The sequence below is a fragment of the Weissella bombi genome (assembly GCF_900094835.1).
GTDB classification, from domain to species: domain Bacteria; phylum Bacillota; class Bacilli; order Lactobacillales; family Lactobacillaceae; genus Weissella; species Weissella bombi.
Genome location: NZ_FMAO01000003.1, coordinates 111,938 through 129,516 on the forward strand (window position 1 = coordinate 111,938; position 17,579 = coordinate 129,516).

The following is a 17,579-nucleotide window of genomic DNA, read 5'->3' on the forward strand; positions in this document are numbered from 1 at the left end:
ACTGAATTATGGTTTCAAAATATCCAAAATCAAAAAAAGTCTCTTTAACAAAACAGCGGCGGCAAGAAACTTGGGCACAACTTTCGTCTGAGCAACAACTTGCTATTCGACGTCATATTCGTTATCAACAGACTTCCCTATTTATGAATTACGAATTAGTGGGCCACGGGCGCCACTGGTCTTTAACTGATTATCGAGAAAATTTGAATTATGACACACAACTTGGACCACAATTATATTGCGATTGTGGCCGTCGCCTAAAACATCAATATATTCTCGTTAATGATTTAGGTGATGAAATCAAACTAGGCATTACCCACTTTGCTGACCATATTGGCATTCCTGAGCAAGTTGCTCGTCAATTACAAGCTGAGATTCATCATTTAAATTTTGGATTAGATGAGTTGTTACAACGTGTTCGTCGCCATGCTGGTCTAAATACAGACATGCAACGTTGGTTTTTAAGCCATCAAGATTTATTTCCTGATGCTCCCGCTCACACAGCTGACTTCATCAGCAATAATTTACCCCCTGATCGCGATATTCAAGACGACATTGTCCGTAAATACAAAAAAGCTACTTACGTTAAAAAGCCTCGTACACACAAAAAAAGAGCCAAGCTTAGTAAAAATGCTTGGCAAGAAATTTTTCGTGATATTTAACCAACAAGGAGAACAATATGACTACGTTATACACTGCCCCCTCTGAGACGACAACCTACGCATTACTCGTCGATGACCAACGAGCCTTAGTTTCGCAAGTTTATGACTTACAAACACCTGTTTCATCCAAAGATACGCATACAACGGTGACTGATATGATGGCTTTACACACCAAGCAAACACAGTTACTAGCCAATGATAATTACTGGCTATGGCCTATTAACCCGACAATAAATTCATTTCCAACTGAAACTAATTACCATAAATTATAAATAAAAAAGCTGTATCCAGCGTCGTACAAACATATTTGTCAACGACTGACTAGATACAGCTTTTTATTAATTTAACTCACAAGGTGAGATTTTTTTACCACCAACCGTTAGCTGCACGGAATGAAATAGCGTTATCAATTGATCCATAACGTTCGTTAGCATAGTTTAGCATACCGGCAGTTTGTGTAGCTACTGATCCATGTCCCCATGATTGGTTAGTTTGACCTAAACCATGGTATTGACCGTTTGATGCATTAACATTTCCACCTGATTCAGGCATAACTACTGATTGCCACAATGCTGAAGTACCACCAGCAGCAATAAATTGGTCATAAGTTGAACCTGATGCAGATGCAGTTGAGGCATTTGAACTAGTTGAAGTATTTGAACTAGTTGATGCAGCTTGCGTTTGTGTTGCAGTTTGTTGTACAGGAGCTGCTTGTTGTGCAGATGCTGAAACTTGTTGTTGAACAGGTGCTACTTGTTGTACAGGAGCAACAGCTGCTTGTTGTTGAACAGGTGCTACTTGTTGTGCAGGTGCAGCAACAGCTTGATCATCTAACTCAACTTGCTCACCAGCAAAAATCAAGTTAGCATCTGAAATCTTGTTAACGCTAAGAATACGATCAACAGTTGTGTTGTGGTTAGTAGCGATTGATGACAAAGTGTCTCCTGACTTAATAGTGTATGTATCGGCTGATACATCTGTGGCCATTGCAGCAGTTGCAATACCAGCGACAGCTAATGCAGTTAATACTTTCTTATTCATTATAAATATCTCTCCTTGATGTTTACCTATATAGGCATTGACGCTTTTCTTAGTCCACTTCAACACGGATTTTACTCACTGCGTTGGGAACTCATGCTTTTAACAACAGATATTAGTTTAACAATCTCACAACTATATTCGTTACAATGGTGCGACAGAGCGTTACACCTGTATCACAAACAAGAATTTGTGAGAAATTTTACTGTAATATCAAAGGTCAGAATCGCCTAAAAGCCTGCTATAATAACTTTTCAAAATAATACTTAACCAGTTAAATAAGAAAAATATTAATTTAATTATTTGCAATGAAAGTTAATAAAGTCGTATTCAAGCTTTAAAACCTTTTATTAATTACGAAAATGTAACATTGTTAAAGTTAACTAAAATCTTTTTTATTTACTTTTTGGGCATAAAAAAAGCAAATTGGTGTAACCACCAATCTGCTTTTAATCTATTTTATAGTTATAATTTCACGCTCAACTAATTCATTTAAGTAAAAGCGATACATTTTTTCTAACTCTTCGTGTTGCTTATGCTTAAAAATATTAACTGTCGCATTACCACTAGGATTAACCGTCTTAATTTTAATACCTGTTAACGCCTTATCGACTACAACTTTTAACTTAATAGCGTTATCCAAGCCTTTTTCTGGCTCTAATGATCGTTTCATTACATATGAACCAGCATTATTTTTAACAAAGCCAGTATCACCTAAAGCATATTGCTTTAACTGTGGATTAAACTGATAAACAACATTATCACCTGTTACCTTAACGGTAGTTTCAAATGCCATGTTATTCTCCTTATACTCTGGTCTAATTTTTAAGCTTGCGCCTTGAAGAAGTTAATTAGTACTTGTGCTGACTGCTTACCAGCTTCAATAATAAATTCATCGAACGTCATGCCTGCTTCACCATTGGCGTTGTCAGAAATTGCACGAACCACAGCAAATGGTACATCAAAGTAGTGAGCTGCTTGAGCGATTGAAGCACCTTCCATTTCAGCAGATTGTGCATCTTTAAAGTGTGCCAAAATATTCTGCTTTTGTTCATCACTGGCAATAAATGAATCACTTGTTACAATTAGGCCGTTAACTAAGCGAGCGTCTGTTACAGTTGCATACGCTTTTGATAGTCCTTCCGCTAAATCAACATCTGCTTTAAAGCGTGCTGGTTGTTGCGGTACTTGACCATACTCATAGCCAAATGCGCGAGCATCCGCGTCAGCATAAGCTAATTCATCAGCAATCACAACATCCCCAATACGTAAATCAGCACCGACCGCACCAGCTGATCCAGAATTAATAACAGCATCAACTGCAAAATTAGTAATTAACAATGTTGTCGTTAATGCCGAGGCAACCTTACCAATACCAGATTCTACAACAACAACATCAACCTTACCAATTTTACCATGATGGAATAGCTTTCCTGCAATAGTTGATTGCTTTTCATCAGACATTGCCTCAACTAGCGCTGCCTTTTCCTCTGCCATTGCATTTATTACACCATATCGCATTTATTTATCTCTCCTTAATCTACTACAAAAAAAATAAGATGATATAAGTTAATACAATTAACCCAATCAAAACAACAATCGCTATATTTAAACGATGCTTTAGACGCGTCGTTTTACCATCGCTTGTTAACTTGCGTGTCTGTGGATCCAACTCATAACGACCATGTCGTGTTAATCGATGTTCTTCACGTGTTAATAACGTTGTACCTTGACTTTGATTGTCATTCACATCATCAAAATTTGGGGTATCATTATTAACTGACTCATTCTTATTATTACGTAATCTTTTTTTAAATAACATAACATCTACCTATTATTGTAACGTACGCCAATATAGATATGCCATATTTGTTTTAGCATCCTTCAATTGACCGCTGTTAAATAACTCTGTTGCCTGCTCATAATCAACATAAATCAGATCAATTTGCTCATCATCATCTTGTGGCAGCTCCATAGTAACTGGTTCTAAATCACTTGCTAAATATAAAGTCATATATTCGTTCGAAAAACCAATTGATGAGTAAAATCCCGTAATTTCTTCAATCTTATTCGCTGATAACCGTGTTTCTTCATTCAATTCACGATTAACTGCATCAAGTGGATTTTGATCCCGGTTATCTATCTTACCAGCAGGAATTTCCAACGTTAATTGCTGTACAGGTGCTCGCCACTGCTTTTCCAAAATCATCTTATTATCTTTTGTTAAAGCCAGAATTGCGATTGCATCCGCATGATACACAATATCACGCTTTGTTTGTCGCCCATCAGGCAACTGAACTGTCTGTTCAGTTGCCCGAATGATATGACCATCATACTTCGTCGTTTCATCTAAAACTTTTTCTGCAAATTTTTCGGTATCCTCTGATATATTAATCATTCTATCTCCTCCAATATTTACTCTACAACTTCAACTGCAGCCGCTTGCGGACCTCTTACGCCTTGAACAACAACCAGCTTAACTTCTTGACCAACTACTAAATCACGTACACGTGGTGTTTGAATAGCTGAAAAATGAACAAAGACGTCATCCTCGCCCTTTAACTCAATAAAGCCAAAACCTTTATCTGATTGCCATGTCTTTACAATCCCACTAATTTTTTCCATTTGCTCACTCCTTTATTATCTACCACTTGTCACAATATAAGCATAAATTGCAATACCAATTAAAATAATATAACTAGTTAATGTGCTAATACGCCACCAAATCAACCAAAAACGACGTGTTGAAAAATCTTCACGTATAAATCCTTGATAAAGTGCCAAAGCAATTCCCCATATAACAAACATCAAAAACATCGGTACTAATAATGTTATATGCCAAACTTCAAATGTTGTGGTAGCAATGCTCCACCATGCAATAAAAACAGCTATATCCGTCGTCTTTAAATTTTTTGGCCAAGAACTTTTCAGAAAGACTTGTTTTATAATCCAAATAATTACTAATGTAATTAATGCAATGAAAACCGTTACTGGCCAATTAAATAATGTCAGCATTACTGCCTCCTCAAATGTATTAATCTATTTATTATACCTTTAATTATTCACTCTGTGGTACGTTATCTTATTTTTTTGATACAATGGACTAAACGAAATATATTCGAGGTATCAACATGCAAAAGAAAAATAAAAAGAAAAAGTCAACAATGCAAAAAATCATCCAAACATTTGTTATATTTATGTTAATTCTATCATTTGCTAGTGTTTTTATTACATTATTGCAGGTTTCTTTCTAAAACAACTACTAAAAAGAGACATTCGTGTCCGGAGAATTAAAAATCTCCCAATACGAATGTCTCTTTTTCTATTAATTATTAAACTGCCAAATACCAGCAACCTGCAATTGATTTAATAATTGTTCAGAACTTGTACCAGAAGCTAAAACATGACCTGTTTGTGGTAATAAATTACCATAATGATAAGTTGCGATTTGCCAATGTGATTGAATTTGCCAATGACGATATAACAATGGCTCTTCTTTTTCTGTAATTGGTAAATAGACCGCCGACTGATCAAATACAACATCAGTTAATTTTTGCCCTGTAATCGCACGCAAATGCTGATTAGCAACACTTATATTAACAGAAGCGTCATATAGAACCGTTGTCTTAGATAGCCCTGGAATAACATTACGTAAATACAAAGTACCATGTTCTGATAACAAAAATGTCACATCATAAGCACCTACATAATTTAATGCTGCTCCTAGTTTTTCAGTAACTTTAGTTATTTCATCAACAACGGCATCGGCAATATTTCCAACAGTCCATGCACTAGTCAAATTAGATGACATTGCCTTCACTTGTCGTAATGGATATAAAGCAATTTCATTATTAGCACCACGTACAGCTGTCATCACAAATGACTGCGTGTTATCTAACCAAGGTTCAATTAACAAGGTACTGCCATCAATCATGGGTGCAACCAATCCTAAATCCCACTCGCCACGTAAAATGACTTGATCATCAATGTTTTTATGCTTAAAGACTGGTTTTACAATTAATGGGTAACCTAATTTTGTTCCAGCTTGTGCAATCTCATCTAATGAGCTTCCTGTTTCGTAAGGTAAAATATTTAACGATTCACTTTCATAAAAAGCTTTAGCTAAAGCATGATCATCAGTAATATCTAAAATATTAGTTCCTTGTGGGACTACTTGGTTACTCAATTGACTAGTGATTTGCACGGGTAACCACGCCGAAGTATAAGTAATAATATCTGATAAAGCCACAAAGCTTTCGATTTCATCATCATTATCTTCTTTACCCAAAAAACGATAATCAGCCTCTTTTAAAAGAACTGAATCTTCATAATTACTATAACCAGCGACTTGATAACCTGTATTATGAGCAGCTTGTGCTAAATACCGGCTTGTAATACCATCCCCAATGATACCAATTGTTGTTCCTGGTAAAACTTCATAACTCATTTTATCTCACCCTTTTCAATCCAAATTTACTTATTATCATACTTATCTAAATGATATGTTTCAATCATTTGAATTATTTTTTCTGTATATGCCGGATCAGTTGCATAACCACCTGATACTAAACCTTTAGCAGCAGTTTTATAATCGGTTGCTTGAACAACTGTTGCATATCGCTGCGGATTATCAGTTGTCCCATTTACTAATAATTTCGCATGGTCTAGCATTGATGTTTGCCAACTATCATAAACCCGAAATGATGCATCAACAGTCACCCATTGATTGTTTTCATATTCTTTAGTAGCCAACGATACGCTTGGTTGACCTGACACCGCCTTAACACCAAAAAAATTATTATATTTTTTAGATAACTCAGAATCTCCCCAATTTGACTCTAATGCAGCTTGCGCAATACTAATAGAAGATAATATACCATATTCCTGTTCAAGTTGTTGTGCTTCAGGAGCTATTTTTTTTATAAACGCTTTGTGTGTCATTTCCACTGTTGGTACCTCTTCAGTCGGTTTACTTTTCTGCCAATGAATATCCGTTTGCCAAATACCAAAAGCTAGAATAATGATGACAAATATCAAAAGGCGTCCCCGATTTAGCTTACCCTTTGTAACGAAGAACTTTTGTATACTTTGCTTTTTCTTCCTTTTAGCCAGAAAATCACCCTCTTATTTCTCAGTTAAATGTCCATGATCCAATTCTAACAACTTTTTAAATCTTGGTTCAGTCACCATTAATTGTTGTGGTGTCCCTTGCATTGAAATCTTTTTATCCTCAATAAAGATTAATTCATCAACCAATTCAATCCCTGTTAAGTGGTGCGTTACCCAAATAATTGTGCGGTCACTTAACACCTCAAAAATCGTATTTAAAACATTTAACTCAGTAATTGGATCCAACGCAACTGTTGGTTCGTCCAAAATAACGATTGGTGTATCTTGTAATAAGACACGTGCCAATGCGAATCGTTGCTTTTCACCACCTGAGAAACGATTTCCCATTTCAGTCATTGGCGTCTCTAAGCCTTCTGGTAAACTGCCCACAAGGTCACCTAAAGATACCTGTCGTAAAACCTGCCATAATTCTTCATCAGTTGCTTGTAGATTACCTAAACGTAAATTATTAGCAACTGAACTAGCAAATAAATATGGTTGTTGGTCTAATACTGAAATAATTTTTGAACGCTCTTGTTGTAATGTTTTCACATCATAATTATTAATCGTAACTGTCCCATTATTAGGTTGTTCATCACCCAATAACAGTTTTAGAAAAGTTGTTTTACCAGCGCCGGATTGACCTAAAATGGCTAATTTTTCACCATTTTTAATGGTCAAATTTAAATTCTCCAACACCATATTATCATTATACCCAAAATTAACTTTATTAAACTTAATTTCTGGTTGTGTGATTTCTACAACTTCTTGCGGTACTTTCTCTTGTAACTCAACTTTTGCTTTTGTATCCATTTGATTTAACCGTTGAATTGAGTCTTGGTAACGAGGCCATTCTCCAATTCCAGTACTAATTGATGTTAAAGCATCCTGTACAGGGAAAATCGCTAACACAAAAGCAGCTATCCAGTTGACACCAAAGCTATCACCACCAAAACGATTAGTGGCAAAAACCAATAAAATAATTGCTGTTGCCCCAATTACCACAGCACCAAACATATCACGCCACCAATTAAAATGTGCTTGCTTAGCTTTAATCTTATTAATGGCATTAAAATCTTTTTGTTGGCGTTCAAATAACTCTCTTGTACGACCTGACAAGATCCAATCTTGTAGTCCCATTACAGAATCAGTTAAATCAGTGTAAAGCTGCCCTTCAAGTTGTTGTTGCTTAAAATCACGGGCACCATTAACTGCAATCGTGATAATCGGCGTTAAAACTGTGATCATTCCTAACATCAAAAATACGGCTAAGGCAAATCCCCAATCAAACACACCGATTCCAATCGTAATTAATACGTAAACAACTAGCCCAATCACTGTGGGAAATAACGTTCGTAAATAGAAATTCTCAATTTTAAATAAATCATTATCTAAAACACCTAATACCTCACCTGTTTGTGATTTAGCATACACAGACTTAGTTCCGACTTCGACCAATTGATAAAGTCTTTTACGGAACTTTGATACAATACGCAAAACCCAATTATGTGATACTAATCGCTCTGCATAACGAAACGAAGGTCGCCCAATTCCAAAAGCACGTGTTAATACAATTGGTACATAAACCATTAAAATATTTTCAGGCATTTGTGCTGATCTTGAAATTAAAAAACCAGAGGTAAACATTAAAGCTGCCCCACAGAAAATTGTCATAAAGCCTAAAAATAAAATTAAAGCTAATAGTTTTTTATATGACTTTAAATATGGAAAAACCCACGTATCTTTTTTTATTAACGTTATTAACTTATTCATTATTTACTACCTCGCATTGCTGACTGCAAAGCAACAAAGTATCCTTGCTTATCATTTAACTCTGCTAATGAACCTTGCTCAACAATCTCACCATCACGCATTACCAAAATAAGATCCATCTGTTCTAACCAGTGCAAACGATGTGTTGCAAAAATGACTAACCGACCATCAAATAATGGCAACATCGTTTCTTTTAATTTAATTTCTGTCTCAATATCTAAATGAGCCGTTGGTTCATCTAGCAACAGTACACGACGATTTTGGTCTAACAAAATACGTGCTAACCCAATACGCTGAGTTTGCCCACCGGATGCTTGAACAGCCCCTTCACCAATAATAGTGTCTAATCCTTGATCTAATGATGAATACCACTCATCTAACCCTACTGCATGAATAGCATTAACTAAATCTTCATCAATTTTATTATGGGCATAAAAGGCCAAGTTGTTTCGTAACGTATCGTGGAAAATATAAGGCTGTTGTGGCAAAACCTGTAACTGTGATTGCCAGTCTTTTTGTTGTAAATGTGGTAGAGATTGATTATTAATTGTAATGTTACCCTCACCCACTAAGAAACCGCCTAACAAGTTCAACAAAGTAGATTTTCCTGAACCAGAAGTTCCAACGATTGCCACACGTTGATGTCCTTTTAGTGATAAATTAATATCTTTTAATGTCATACTGTCAGCATTTGGATACTGATAATTTAAATTAGCAACTTCTAACGTATCATCAGCTTCCCAACGTTGTTGTTGCTTATGATAAACATCAGTATCTGTAGCTGTTTTAGTATCAAGAACATCCATAATATCTACAAACGAATTTTTACCATTTAATGTTGCATGATAATCATTCGCAAAATTTCTAATTGGTTCAAAGTACTCAGGTGCCAATACCAAAATTGTTAAAGCTGGTAATAATGACATTGTCCCGTTCAATAAACCAAGACCTAGGAATAAAGCAACAATAGCAATAGATAAAGTTGTAAAAAAGTCTAAAGCAAAAGTTGATAATATCGCAATTTTTAATGTACTGATTGTTGCCTTACGATGATCTTCAGAAACGTCATAAATATTATCAGCATACTTTTTTGATAACCCTACTTGCTTTAACGTTGTTAATCCACGTAATGAATCAACGAAATGATTTGAAAGACGATTGAATGTATCATACTCACGATCAGCCTTAGCTTGCGCAGCGTATCCCAAGATAATCATAAATAACACAATAACTGGATAGATAAAAAATAAGAATACGGCTTGTTTCCAATTAATTGTAAAAACATAGGCCAAAATAATCCAAGGAATTACCATCATATCAAATAATTTCACTAACACTAACGTAAAATAATCATGTACTTGATCAATACCTTCAACGGCTAGCGTAACTGACTTTCCAGTTCCTAATTCACTAATTTTACTTGGACCTAAATGAGCATACTGTTTTGTTAACTCACTTTGCAGCATCCCCGTCGTCTTGTCAGCAAAAGGTGCCAAAACATAATCTTTAAGCACACCCAAAAGTTGTCTTACAACATAAGCGCTAATAAATACTAAAATAATAATAGCAACTGACTGTAACTGTTTGTGCTCCCATACCTTAGTTAACGCAATACTCAATGCCCGTCCTTGACCGACAATCGTAATTGCTTGAATAAACGTTAGTATACATAACAATCCTAAAGCCTTTTTTGCTCCAGGAAATTTAAATAATCTAGGATCTAACATAAAATAACTACCTTATATAATTCCTTTCGTTTTAAAAATAAATCAGATATGTATAAAAAGGTTGGGACAGCTACTGTTCCAACCTTTTTGAGTGTATCAACTAAAACGCTAATACTTTAATTAATAAGACATCTTCTCAACACGAATACGATCACGGAAAACATAGAAGCTCCAAATTTGGTAAGCTAATACAATTGGCAAAGCCGTAAACGAAATGATAGTCATCCACTTCAAAGTATAAGGTGTTGATGTTGCATTCTTCAAAAGAATTGACATACCAGCTTCGTTACCAACGATAACGCGTGGGAACAATCCTGTAAACAACAACGCAACCAACACAATAATAACAAGCCCTAGCATAATAAATGCAAGCGTATTTTTCTGCTTCAAAGTGACAGACCATGCTAATAACGTTAGTACAACAATTGCTGCTAACAAAACAAGTGTAAGTACTGGTTTCTTAGTAAAGAAATCAGTATAAACAAACAATGTAACTGCAAAAGCAACTTCACCAACCAAAAGTACTGGATACAATACCTTCAATTGCTTTTGAATACGCTCATGTAATGAACCGCTCGTAATCTTTAAACGTGCATAATTCAAACCGTGCACATATGAAAGCAATGATAATGCAACACCACCAATTACTGAGAAAATATTAAAATAATCCAAGAAATTAGCTGACATATCACCATGCGCATCTAGAGGCATTCCTTGAACAACATCGGTAAATAACAAACCGAACAAGAATGGCACCAACATTGATGTCACAGCTGAAATAGTTGTCCATAGATTTCTAAATTTATTTGTTCTCATTTGTTCGCGGAATTCAAACGAAACACCACGATAAATCAAGCAAATCAAAATAGCAAATAAGATTAGATAGAACCCTGAGAACAATGAAGCATACCAGAAAGGCATCGCGGCAAACATTGCACCTCCAGCTGTAATCAACCAAACTTCATTACCATCCCAGTGAGGTCCAATCGATCTAATCAAAGCATCTTCTTCAGCCTCGCTTTTAGCCAAAGTTCTCAATGACATACCAATTCCAAAGTCAAATCCTTCTAAGAAGAAGAACCCGGCAAACAAAACAGCAATCAAAACAAACCATAGCATTTGAAATCCTGTCATTGTTTAGGCCTCCTTTCCGTTAGCGAAGGCTTCAGGTGAAAATGGATCAACATTTTCATCTGATACAACCTCATCAACTGATTCAGGACCCGCAATCATAACACGACGTGCAAGCATAATCATAATCAATCCCAAAACTAAGAACGTTACAAAGTACAAAATGTTTGAAGTTAACAATGATGTTACTGAAACATTTGGTGACACTGCATCGGCCATTGTAAGAACACCATACACAACCCATGGTGCACGACCAAGCTCAGTAATCAACCAACCAGATGTAATCGCAACATAAGGTAGGAATGTTGATAATCCAAATATCCAAAGAACCCACTTGTACTTTGAAATATCAATTTTTGACTTTTTACGTACTGCCCATAAAGCAACTAATGCAAGGAATCCAAATGCTCCTGCAGAAACCGCCATGATACGGAAACTATAGTAAAGTGTATTATTTGGCAAATAATAATTCATATCGTGACCAAACTTAACATCATACTTTTCATGTAATTCTTTATTTAATTCATGCCAACCTTGACTACCACCCACTAATGAATGGTGTGCCAAAATTGATAACATATAAGGAACGTCTAATGACCACTTAACCTCATGGGTTTGTGGATCACTAACGGCGATAACTGACCATGGTGCTTGTTTATCATCACCACCGACATTCTTATCAAGCGCTTCAGTTGCAGCGAACTTCATTGGTTGATCGTCTTGTAAGTATAATGAATGACGATCACCAGTGTATAGCAATCCAACTGTTCCAACCAAAGCAACAATCGCTCCTACCTTAACTGACTTCTTAAAAAAGTCTAATTCGTGGTTCGGACGACGCAACAATGACCAAGCTGAAACACCAATTACAGCAAAAGAACCGGCCATAAACGTTGCAAAGATGACGTGTGGGAATTCCAACCATAGTTGGTGGTTCTGTAGCAAAGCTGGGAAATCAACCAACACAGCACGGTCGAACTTGTGATCAACCTTAAATCCAACTGGATTTTGCATAAATGAGTTAGCAGCTAAGATCCATAGTGCTGAAAAAGCAGAACCCAAAGTTGTTAACCAAATAAATACTAGATGGAGTTTCTTATTAAAGCGATCCCATCCAAATGACCATAATCCCAAAAATGTTGATTCCAAAAAGAACGCTACTAACGCTTCAACAGCCAAAGCTGGCCCGAAGATATCCCCCACATAACGTGAATATCTAGACCAATTCATACCAAATTGGAACTCTTGAATGATTCCCGTTACAACTCCAACCGCAAAACTGAGCATAAAGATTTTACCCCAGAATTTGGTCATACGTTTATACTGATCATCCTTTTTTATAACATACAAGGTTTCCATTATCGCAACAATAATACCTAAACCAATTGACAACGGTACGAAGAAAAAATGAAAAATCGTTGTCATTGCGAACTGAAAGCGTGCAAGGTTCAAAATGGATAGACCTGCTACCAAGTTCATACAACTAACCTCCTAATTGATAACTTAATTTTAAGCGCAATAAGTGCTCATATATCTTTATTGTACCTTATTTTAGTCATTTTTTACTACATTAAATTACTAAATTATACTTAAATTGTGAATTTTTTTATAATCATTTCATCTTAAGAATATTTTTATCATTTTAGTCATAAAATTGATTTTATTTCATAGACCTTTTCCGTTATTTTGCTTAGAATTAAGTAAAATGTACTTTTTGGAGGACGTATCATGACGATGAACTTACTAGCAATATCACCTTTAACAGATGACGACATTAAAACTCTAAAAACTTATGATGTGACGGTTATCACACCAGATAAATTAACAACCGAAAATTATCACAACATTGATATTAGTTTCGGTTGGGATGCTGATACTATTAATAATATCCTAGCAACGCCTAATCATCAATTAAAATGGATTCAAGCCTACTCTGCTGGTGTTGACTACATGCCTCTTGACGTTTTAAAGGAACAAAACATTATATTAACAAACGCAAGTGGCCAACGTGCTGTTCCTATCGCACAAAGTGTGCTTAGCTATATTTTTTATTTTGCACGTGGGCTAAATAAATATCATAGTCAAACTAGTTGGGACCCTTTCATAAATCAATTTGTTCTTCAATCATTGCCTGTTGTTATATTTGGTACTGGTCAAATTGGTCAACAAATTGCAAAGTATTTGCAGGCCTTTGATACACCAGTATACGGTGTTAATACTTCTGGTCATCCAGTAAACAATTTTGATAAAGTATATGCAATCAATGATTTAAGCCATTTACCAGATGATATTGCCATTGTCGTTGATACTTTACCTAGTACAGATCAAACAAATAACTTCTTCAACCAAAATACTCTAGATTTATTTAATAAATTATTTTTGTTCATCAACATTGGTCGTGGTGCTACGGTTAATGAGAGCGACTTAATTGAAAAACTAAATGATGGTAGCATCAAACATGCCGCCCTTGACGTCACCAAAGTTGAACCAATTCCTGATGATTCAAAACTATGGCAAACTAATAATTTATTGTTAACACAACATTCCACTTGGGCCGGTGATTCAGAAAAACTCTTTACTATTTTCATGAAGAATTTACCTAGCTTTATTGCAGGTGAGCCTTTAACTGTAAATGTGGTCAATTATAAAACCGGATATTAATACCTTATAAATTTCGTTATAACTAAAATACCTCTCATTGATGATTACACACAATGAGAGGTATTTTACTATTCAATTTTATTTAAATATGCTTTAACATCATCTTTCAGATTAACATCTTTTGAAAATTCTGCTGCTGCGTAAATTAACATTTGTGCTTGCTGCTTTTCTTCTAATAGCGACAACTTTTCACAACACTTCACTCGTAATTTTTGTAATTTCACAATTTGATGAAATTGATCTTTTGCTGGCAATATTTCTAAAGCTTGTATGATTCGTTCATTAGCTTTTTTAGGGTCTCCAATCGTTAAATATAGCGCACTCTGATGGTAATAAGTATGCGCTATAACATTACCCATTTCTGCTTGTAAAGCTGGTCGATAACCTTTAATCAATCCACAGGCTCGTTCATAACATTCCGATGCATAAACATATTCTCCTTGTTTTGTCCAAGTTGCTCCCATCTCAGTGTATATTTCTATCATTAACTCCATTTGATGTTTTTCAGCATCTCCCAAGGCAATCTGTAATAACTGCATTGCAACAGTCGGTTGATTTTGTGACAGTGCAATTTTAGCTCTTAACAAATTGTATTCAGGTAAAGCAAATGCCGGTAAACGACGTAACAATGACGAATTTTCTAGACGATTAGCAGCTTGATCACATTGATCTGTATCTATAAAGTAACGAATTACCGTTAGTGGTGTAATAGTTAACTCATTAATTTTAGCAACATTTGATACACGTAATTGTAAACGAGCACATAGCTGCTGTAAAACAGTGATATTAGAAATTTCATCGGTTCGTTCAATCCTGGATAATAACGATTGATGACAAATTCCTTCAGCAACATCTGCTTGTGAAATTCCTAATTGTTCGCGACGACGTTTTAAACTACCTTTTAATAATTTCATTTCTTGTTCTCCAAGGCAAAAATATATTTATAAGCATAAATGTTAATTCAATAATAAACAAGTGTTTTTATATTAACTTTTATGGTCTATTATAGTTTAAATACATGTTTTATGATATTTTTCATAAAAGAAAACGACGCTATATCCCTGGTTACATCTGTTTTTTTCGTATACTTTATAGCAAATAAATCATTAAATAATTAATTTTTACATTTTTATTTATGACTCCAATGAAAATCGCACTTTTTTTATATAAAAAAATAAGTCGCTAAATTTTATACAAGTGTCCAACAAATTAGTTACACTTAATAATAGTCAATAGCGATCCCATACAATATCATCATACATATTACACTGTACTGAACTCACATGTTTCACACATTTATTATCAGCACAATTTAAAAAGACATAGTGCCAGATTCACTATGTCTTCTATGTTGTATTATTAGTGTCTTTATAACAAAAAATAGCCTCCCCGAAGGAAAGCTATTCACACGTTTCAAATTAATTACGGAGACAGAGGGATTCGAACCCTCGCGCCGGTTTCCCGACCTACACCCTTAGCAGGGGCGCCTCTTCAGCCTCTTGAGTATGTCCCCATGTCAAAATAAACATTCTAACAAATGGGACTGAGAGGACTCGAACCTCCGACCTCACCCTTATCAGGGGTGCGCTCTAACCAGCTGAGCTACAGTCCCATACAACAAAAGCGGACGACGGGAATCGAACCCGCATTCCCAGCTTGGAAGGCTGGAGCACTAGCCATTGTACTACATCCGCATAACATTAATTTATAATGTTATGGCGCGGGGCGGAATCGAACCGTCGACACTACGAGCTTCAATCGTATGCTCTACCAACTGAGCTACCGCGCCAATATAAACGGTCACAACGGGATTCGAACCCGTGATCTTTCGCGTGACAGGCGAACGTCATAACCAACTAGACCATGCGACCAAAAATCAAATAAATATTCGATTTAATTGCGGGTGTAGGATTTGAACCTACGACCTTCGGGTTATGGGCCCGACGAGCTACCAGACTGCTCCAACCCGCTATAATAAATAATAAATAATAAATATCATTCACATAAATGATAAAGGAGAATGTGGGATTCGAACCCACGCGCCGGTTTCCCGACCTGACGGTTTTCAAGACCGTTCCCTTCAGCCAGACTTGGGTAATTCTCCATAAATACCTAAGGCCTAAATGGACCTTGTTGGACTCGAACCAACGACCGGACGGTTATGAGCCGTCTGCTCTAACCAACTGAGCTAAAGGTCCAAGTTATTTGAGCCAATCGCGGCGGGGGGAATCGAACCCTCGACCTCCCGGGTATGAACCGGACGCTCTAGCCAGCTGAGCTACACCGCGAACTATGGCAATTGCATGCCATATAATCGGGACGACAGGATTCGAACCTGCGACCCCCTGGTCCCAAACCAGGTGCTCTACCAAACTGAGCTACGTCCCGAACATGCTAACTAGCACTAATAAACAGCAAACCGAAGTTTGCAATGCACCTAGAAGGATTCGAACCTTCAACCTTCTGATTCGTAGTCAGACACTCTATCCAGTTGCGCTATAGGTGCAAATAATATGCCGGCTACCGGGATCGAACCGGTACGATGTCTCCATCGCAGGATTTTAAGTCCTGTGCGTCTGCCTATTCCGCCAAGCCGGCAAAGCGAACAACGGGATTCGGACCCGCGACCTCCACCATGGCAAGGTGGCGTTCTACCAGCTGAACTATATTCGCATGATGCCGACTAAAGGGTTCGAACCTTCGACCTCCGCTTTACAAGAGCGATGCTCTACCAACTGAGCTAAGTCGGCAACAAAATATATGTTACCAGTTTGACGAAATAGAATACATATTATTAAAGTGGGTCGTCTGGGGCTCGAACCCAGGACCCATGGATTAAAAGTCCACTGCTCTGCCAACTGAGCTAACGACCCAATGGACGTTACAGGGATCGAACCTGTGACCCCCTGCTTGTAAGGCAGGTGCTCTCCCAGCTGAGCTAAACGTCCATTGATGCATCGCGATGTCCTATCCTCGCAGGAGGCGATCCTCCAACTACTTTCGGCGCTACTGAGCTTAACTGCTGTGTTCGGTATGGGAACAGGTGTGACCTCAGTGCCATCATCACGACACGATAGTTACTAAAAGCAACCACGAGATTAATTATCTCAAAACTGAATCATAATGTCAATACCTTTTTAAACTTTTTTATTGCCTTACACCACTTGCTACTTGGTTAAGTCCTCGAACCATTAGTACTAGTCCGCTCCATACGTCACCGTACTGCCACTTCTAGCCTATCTACCTTATCATCTATAAGGGGTCTTACTTCATTACTGAATGGGAAATCTCATCTCGAGGCGAGTTTCACACTTAGATGCTTTCAGCGTTTATCTCATCCGTACATAGCTACTCAGCGATGCTCCTGGCGGAACAACTGATACACCAGTGGTACGTCCACCCCGGTCCTCTCGTACTAAGGGCAGCTCCTCTCAAATTTCCTACGCCCGCGACGGATAGGGACCGAACTGTCTCACGA

The 17,579-nt window shown here is 36.8% G+C and carries 18 protein-coding genes, 16 tRNA genes and 2 rRNA genes; 4 read left to right on the forward strand and 32 right to left on the reverse strand.

Annotation, left to right across the window (positions count from 1 at the left end):
- Window positions 1–8: 8 nt before the first annotated feature.
- Together GA0061074_RS03665 and GA0061074_RS03670 are read left to right on the forward strand one after the other, a co-directional pair.
- Window positions 9–662, forward strand: coding sequence for a hypothetical protein (locus GA0061074_RS03665; protein WP_092461992.1), 654 nt, complete (start codon window positions 9–11; stop codon window positions 660–662).
- Between the two features lie 17 nt (window positions 663–679).
- The gene (locus tag GA0061074_RS03670) at window positions 680–934 is read left to right on the forward strand and encodes a hypothetical protein (protein ID WP_092461994.1); all 255 of its coding nucleotides are present in this window, start codon (window positions 680–682) and stop codon (window positions 932–934) included.
- 94 nt (window positions 935–1,028) lie between these two features.
- Here the strand turns inward: GA0061074_RS03670 and GA0061074_RS03675 are convergent, their stop codons facing one another.
- From GA0061074_RS03675 to GA0061074_RS03705, 7 genes are all read right to left on the reverse strand, one after another.
- A complete protein-coding gene (locus GA0061074_RS03675; RefSeq protein WP_092461996.1) occupies window positions 1,029–1,703 on the reverse strand; it encodes a LysM peptidoglycan-binding domain-containing protein in 675 nt (224 codons plus the stop codon).
- Between the two features lie 451 nt (window positions 1,704–2,154).
- A complete protein-coding gene (locus tag GA0061074_RS03680) occupies window positions 2,155–2,496 on the reverse strand; it encodes a cysteine desulfurase (RefSeq protein ID WP_092461998.1) in 342 nt (113 codons plus the stop codon).
- 29 nt (window positions 2,497–2,525) lie between these two features.
- Window positions 2,526–3,221, reverse strand: coding sequence for a 5'-methylthioadenosine/adenosylhomocysteine nucleosidase (locus GA0061074_RS03685; RefSeq protein WP_092462000.1), 696 nt, complete (start codon window positions 3,219–3,221; stop codon window positions 2,526–2,528).
- 22 nt (window positions 3,222–3,243) lie between these two features.
- Complete coding sequence (locus GA0061074_RS03690) at window positions 3,244–3,522, reverse strand: hypothetical protein (RefSeq protein ID WP_092462002.1); 279 nt, start codon at window positions 3,520–3,522, stop codon at window positions 3,244–3,246.
- 12 nt (window positions 3,523–3,534) lie between these two features.
- Window positions 3,535–4,098 carry an NUDIX hydrolase gene (locus GA0061074_RS03695; protein WP_092462004.1) on the reverse strand — a complete coding sequence of 188 codons (564 nt, stop codon included), beginning with the start codon at window positions 4,096–4,098 and terminating at the stop codon, window positions 3,535–3,537.
- 17 nt (window positions 4,099–4,115) lie between these two features.
- Window positions 4,116–4,325 carry a cold-shock protein gene (locus tag GA0061074_RS03700; RefSeq protein WP_092462006.1) on the reverse strand — a complete coding sequence of 70 codons (210 nt, stop codon included), beginning with the start codon at window positions 4,323–4,325 and terminating at the stop codon, window positions 4,116–4,118.
- Window positions 4,326–4,340: 15 nt separating this feature from the next.
- On the reverse strand, window positions 4,341–4,715 hold the full coding sequence (locus tag GA0061074_RS03705; protein WP_092462008.1) for a DUF3397 family protein: 375 nt from the start codon (window positions 4,713–4,715) through the stop codon (window positions 4,341–4,343).
- Between the two features lie 116 nt (window positions 4,716–4,831).
- On the opposite strand from GA0061074_RS03705, the gene GA0061074_RS03710 reads away from it, so the two are divergent.
- The gene (locus GA0061074_RS03710) at window positions 4,832–4,954 is read left to right on the forward strand and encodes a DUF4044 domain-containing protein (RefSeq protein WP_092462010.1); all 123 of its coding nucleotides are present in this window, start codon (window positions 4,832–4,834) and stop codon (window positions 4,952–4,954) included.
- Between the two features lie 71 nt (window positions 4,955–5,025).
- Here GA0061074_RS03710 and GA0061074_RS03715 read toward each other — a convergent pair whose 3' ends face one another.
- The 6 genes from GA0061074_RS03715 to GA0061074_RS03740 all read right to left on the reverse strand — a co-directional run bounded on the left by GA0061074_RS03715 (window position 5,026) and on the right by GA0061074_RS03740 (window position 12,919).
- Window positions 5,026–6,147: an ATP-grasp domain-containing protein gene (locus GA0061074_RS03715; RefSeq protein ID WP_092462012.1), complete on the reverse strand. Its 1,122-nt coding sequence runs from the start codon at window positions 6,145–6,147 to the stop codon at window positions 5,026–5,028.
- Window positions 6,148–6,173: 26 nt separating this feature from the next.
- On the reverse strand, window positions 6,174–6,737 hold the full coding sequence (locus GA0061074_RS03720; protein WP_240005856.1) for a glycoside hydrolase family 73 protein: 564 nt from the start codon (window positions 6,735–6,737) through the stop codon (window positions 6,174–6,176).
- A gap of 87 nt (window positions 6,738–6,824) precedes the next feature.
- Window positions 6,825–8,582, reverse strand: coding sequence for a thiol reductant ABC exporter subunit CydC (gene cydC, locus GA0061074_RS03725; protein ID WP_092462014.1), 1,758 nt, complete (start codon window positions 8,580–8,582; stop codon window positions 6,825–6,827).
- Entirely contained in the window at window positions 8,582–10,309 is a 1,728-nt protein-coding gene (gene cydD / locus GA0061074_RS03730) for a thiol reductant ABC exporter subunit CydD (RefSeq protein WP_092462016.1), read from the reverse strand. The genes cydC and cydD overlap by 1 nt, the downstream gene beginning before the upstream one ends.
- 120 nt (window positions 10,310–10,429) lie before the next feature.
- Complete coding sequence (gene cydB / locus GA0061074_RS03735; RefSeq protein ID WP_092462018.1) at window positions 10,430–11,443, reverse strand: cytochrome d ubiquinol oxidase subunit II; 1,014 nt, start codon at window positions 11,441–11,443, stop codon at window positions 10,430–10,432.
- 3 nt (window positions 11,444–11,446) lie between these two features.
- On the reverse strand, window positions 11,447–12,919 hold the full coding sequence (locus tag GA0061074_RS03740) for a cytochrome ubiquinol oxidase subunit I (RefSeq protein ID WP_092462020.1): 1,473 nt from the start codon (window positions 12,917–12,919) through the stop codon (window positions 11,447–11,449).
- A 249-nt stretch (window positions 12,920–13,168) separates the two neighbouring features.
- Here GA0061074_RS03740 and GA0061074_RS03745 point away from each other — a divergent pair, with 249 nt between their 5' ends.
- Window positions 13,169–14,101, forward strand: coding sequence for an NAD(P)-dependent oxidoreductase (locus GA0061074_RS03745; protein ID WP_174855283.1), 933 nt, complete (start codon window positions 13,169–13,171; stop codon window positions 14,099–14,101).
- A 68-nt stretch (window positions 14,102–14,169) separates the two neighbouring features.
- Here the strand turns inward: GA0061074_RS03745 and GA0061074_RS03750 are convergent, their stop codons facing one another.
- The 19 genes from GA0061074_RS03750 to GA0061074_RS03840 form a co-directional block, all read right to left on the reverse strand.
- Window positions 14,170–15,015 (reverse strand): helix-turn-helix domain-containing protein, encoded by an 846-nt coding sequence (locus tag GA0061074_RS03750; protein WP_092462022.1) that lies wholly within the window; start codon window positions 15,013–15,015, stop codon window positions 14,170–14,172.
- 511 nt (window positions 15,016–15,526) lie between these two features.
- Window positions 15,527–15,614: transfer RNA gene (locus GA0061074_RS03755), tRNA-Ser, on the reverse strand.
- Window positions 15,615–15,639: 25 nt separating this feature from the next.
- A tRNA-Ile gene (locus tag GA0061074_RS03760) sits at window positions 15,640–15,713 on the reverse strand.
- 10 nt (window positions 15,714–15,723) lie between these two features.
- Window positions 15,724–15,795, reverse strand: a tRNA-Gly gene (locus GA0061074_RS03765).
- 22 nt (window positions 15,796–15,817) lie between these two features.
- Window positions 15,818–15,890: transfer RNA gene (locus tag GA0061074_RS03770), tRNA-Phe, on the reverse strand.
- A gap of 8 nt (window positions 15,891–15,898) precedes the next feature.
- Window positions 15,899–15,972 (reverse strand) — tRNA-Asp (locus GA0061074_RS03775).
- Window positions 15,973–15,998: 26 nt separating this feature from the next.
- Window positions 15,999–16,072: transfer RNA gene (locus GA0061074_RS03780), tRNA-Met, on the reverse strand.
- 43 nt (window positions 16,073–16,115) lie between these two features.
- Window positions 16,116–16,205, reverse strand: a tRNA-Ser gene (locus GA0061074_RS03785).
- Window positions 16,206–16,225: 20 nt separating this feature from the next.
- A tRNA-Ile gene (locus GA0061074_RS03790) sits at window positions 16,226–16,299 on the reverse strand.
- A gap of 16 nt (window positions 16,300–16,315) precedes the next feature.
- Window positions 16,316–16,389, reverse strand: a tRNA-Met gene (locus GA0061074_RS03795).
- Window positions 16,390–16,415: 26 nt separating this feature from the next.
- A tRNA-Pro gene (locus tag GA0061074_RS03800) sits at window positions 16,416–16,489 on the reverse strand.
- A 44-nt stretch (window positions 16,490–16,533) separates the two neighbouring features.
- Window positions 16,534–16,607: transfer RNA gene (locus tag GA0061074_RS03805), tRNA-Arg, on the reverse strand.
- A gap of 8 nt (window positions 16,608–16,615) precedes the next feature.
- Window positions 16,616–16,699 (reverse strand) — tRNA-Leu (locus GA0061074_RS03810).
- A gap of 2 nt (window positions 16,700–16,701) precedes the next feature.
- Window positions 16,702–16,774 (reverse strand) — tRNA-Gly (locus GA0061074_RS03815).
- Between the two features lie 4 nt (window positions 16,775–16,778).
- Window positions 16,779–16,851 (reverse strand) — tRNA-Thr (locus GA0061074_RS03820).
- Window positions 16,852–16,901: 50 nt separating this feature from the next.
- Window positions 16,902–16,974 (reverse strand) — tRNA-Lys (locus tag GA0061074_RS03825).
- Window positions 16,975–16,976: 2 nt separating this feature from the next.
- Window positions 16,977–17,049: transfer RNA gene (locus GA0061074_RS03830), tRNA-Val, on the reverse strand.
- 6 nt (window positions 17,050–17,055) lie between these two features.
- Window positions 17,056–17,172, reverse strand: a 5S ribosomal RNA gene (gene rrf / locus GA0061074_RS03835).
- 100 nt (window positions 17,173–17,272) lie between these two features.
- A 23S ribosomal RNA gene (locus tag GA0061074_RS03840) occupies window positions 17,273–17,579 on the reverse strand; the annotation flags it as partial.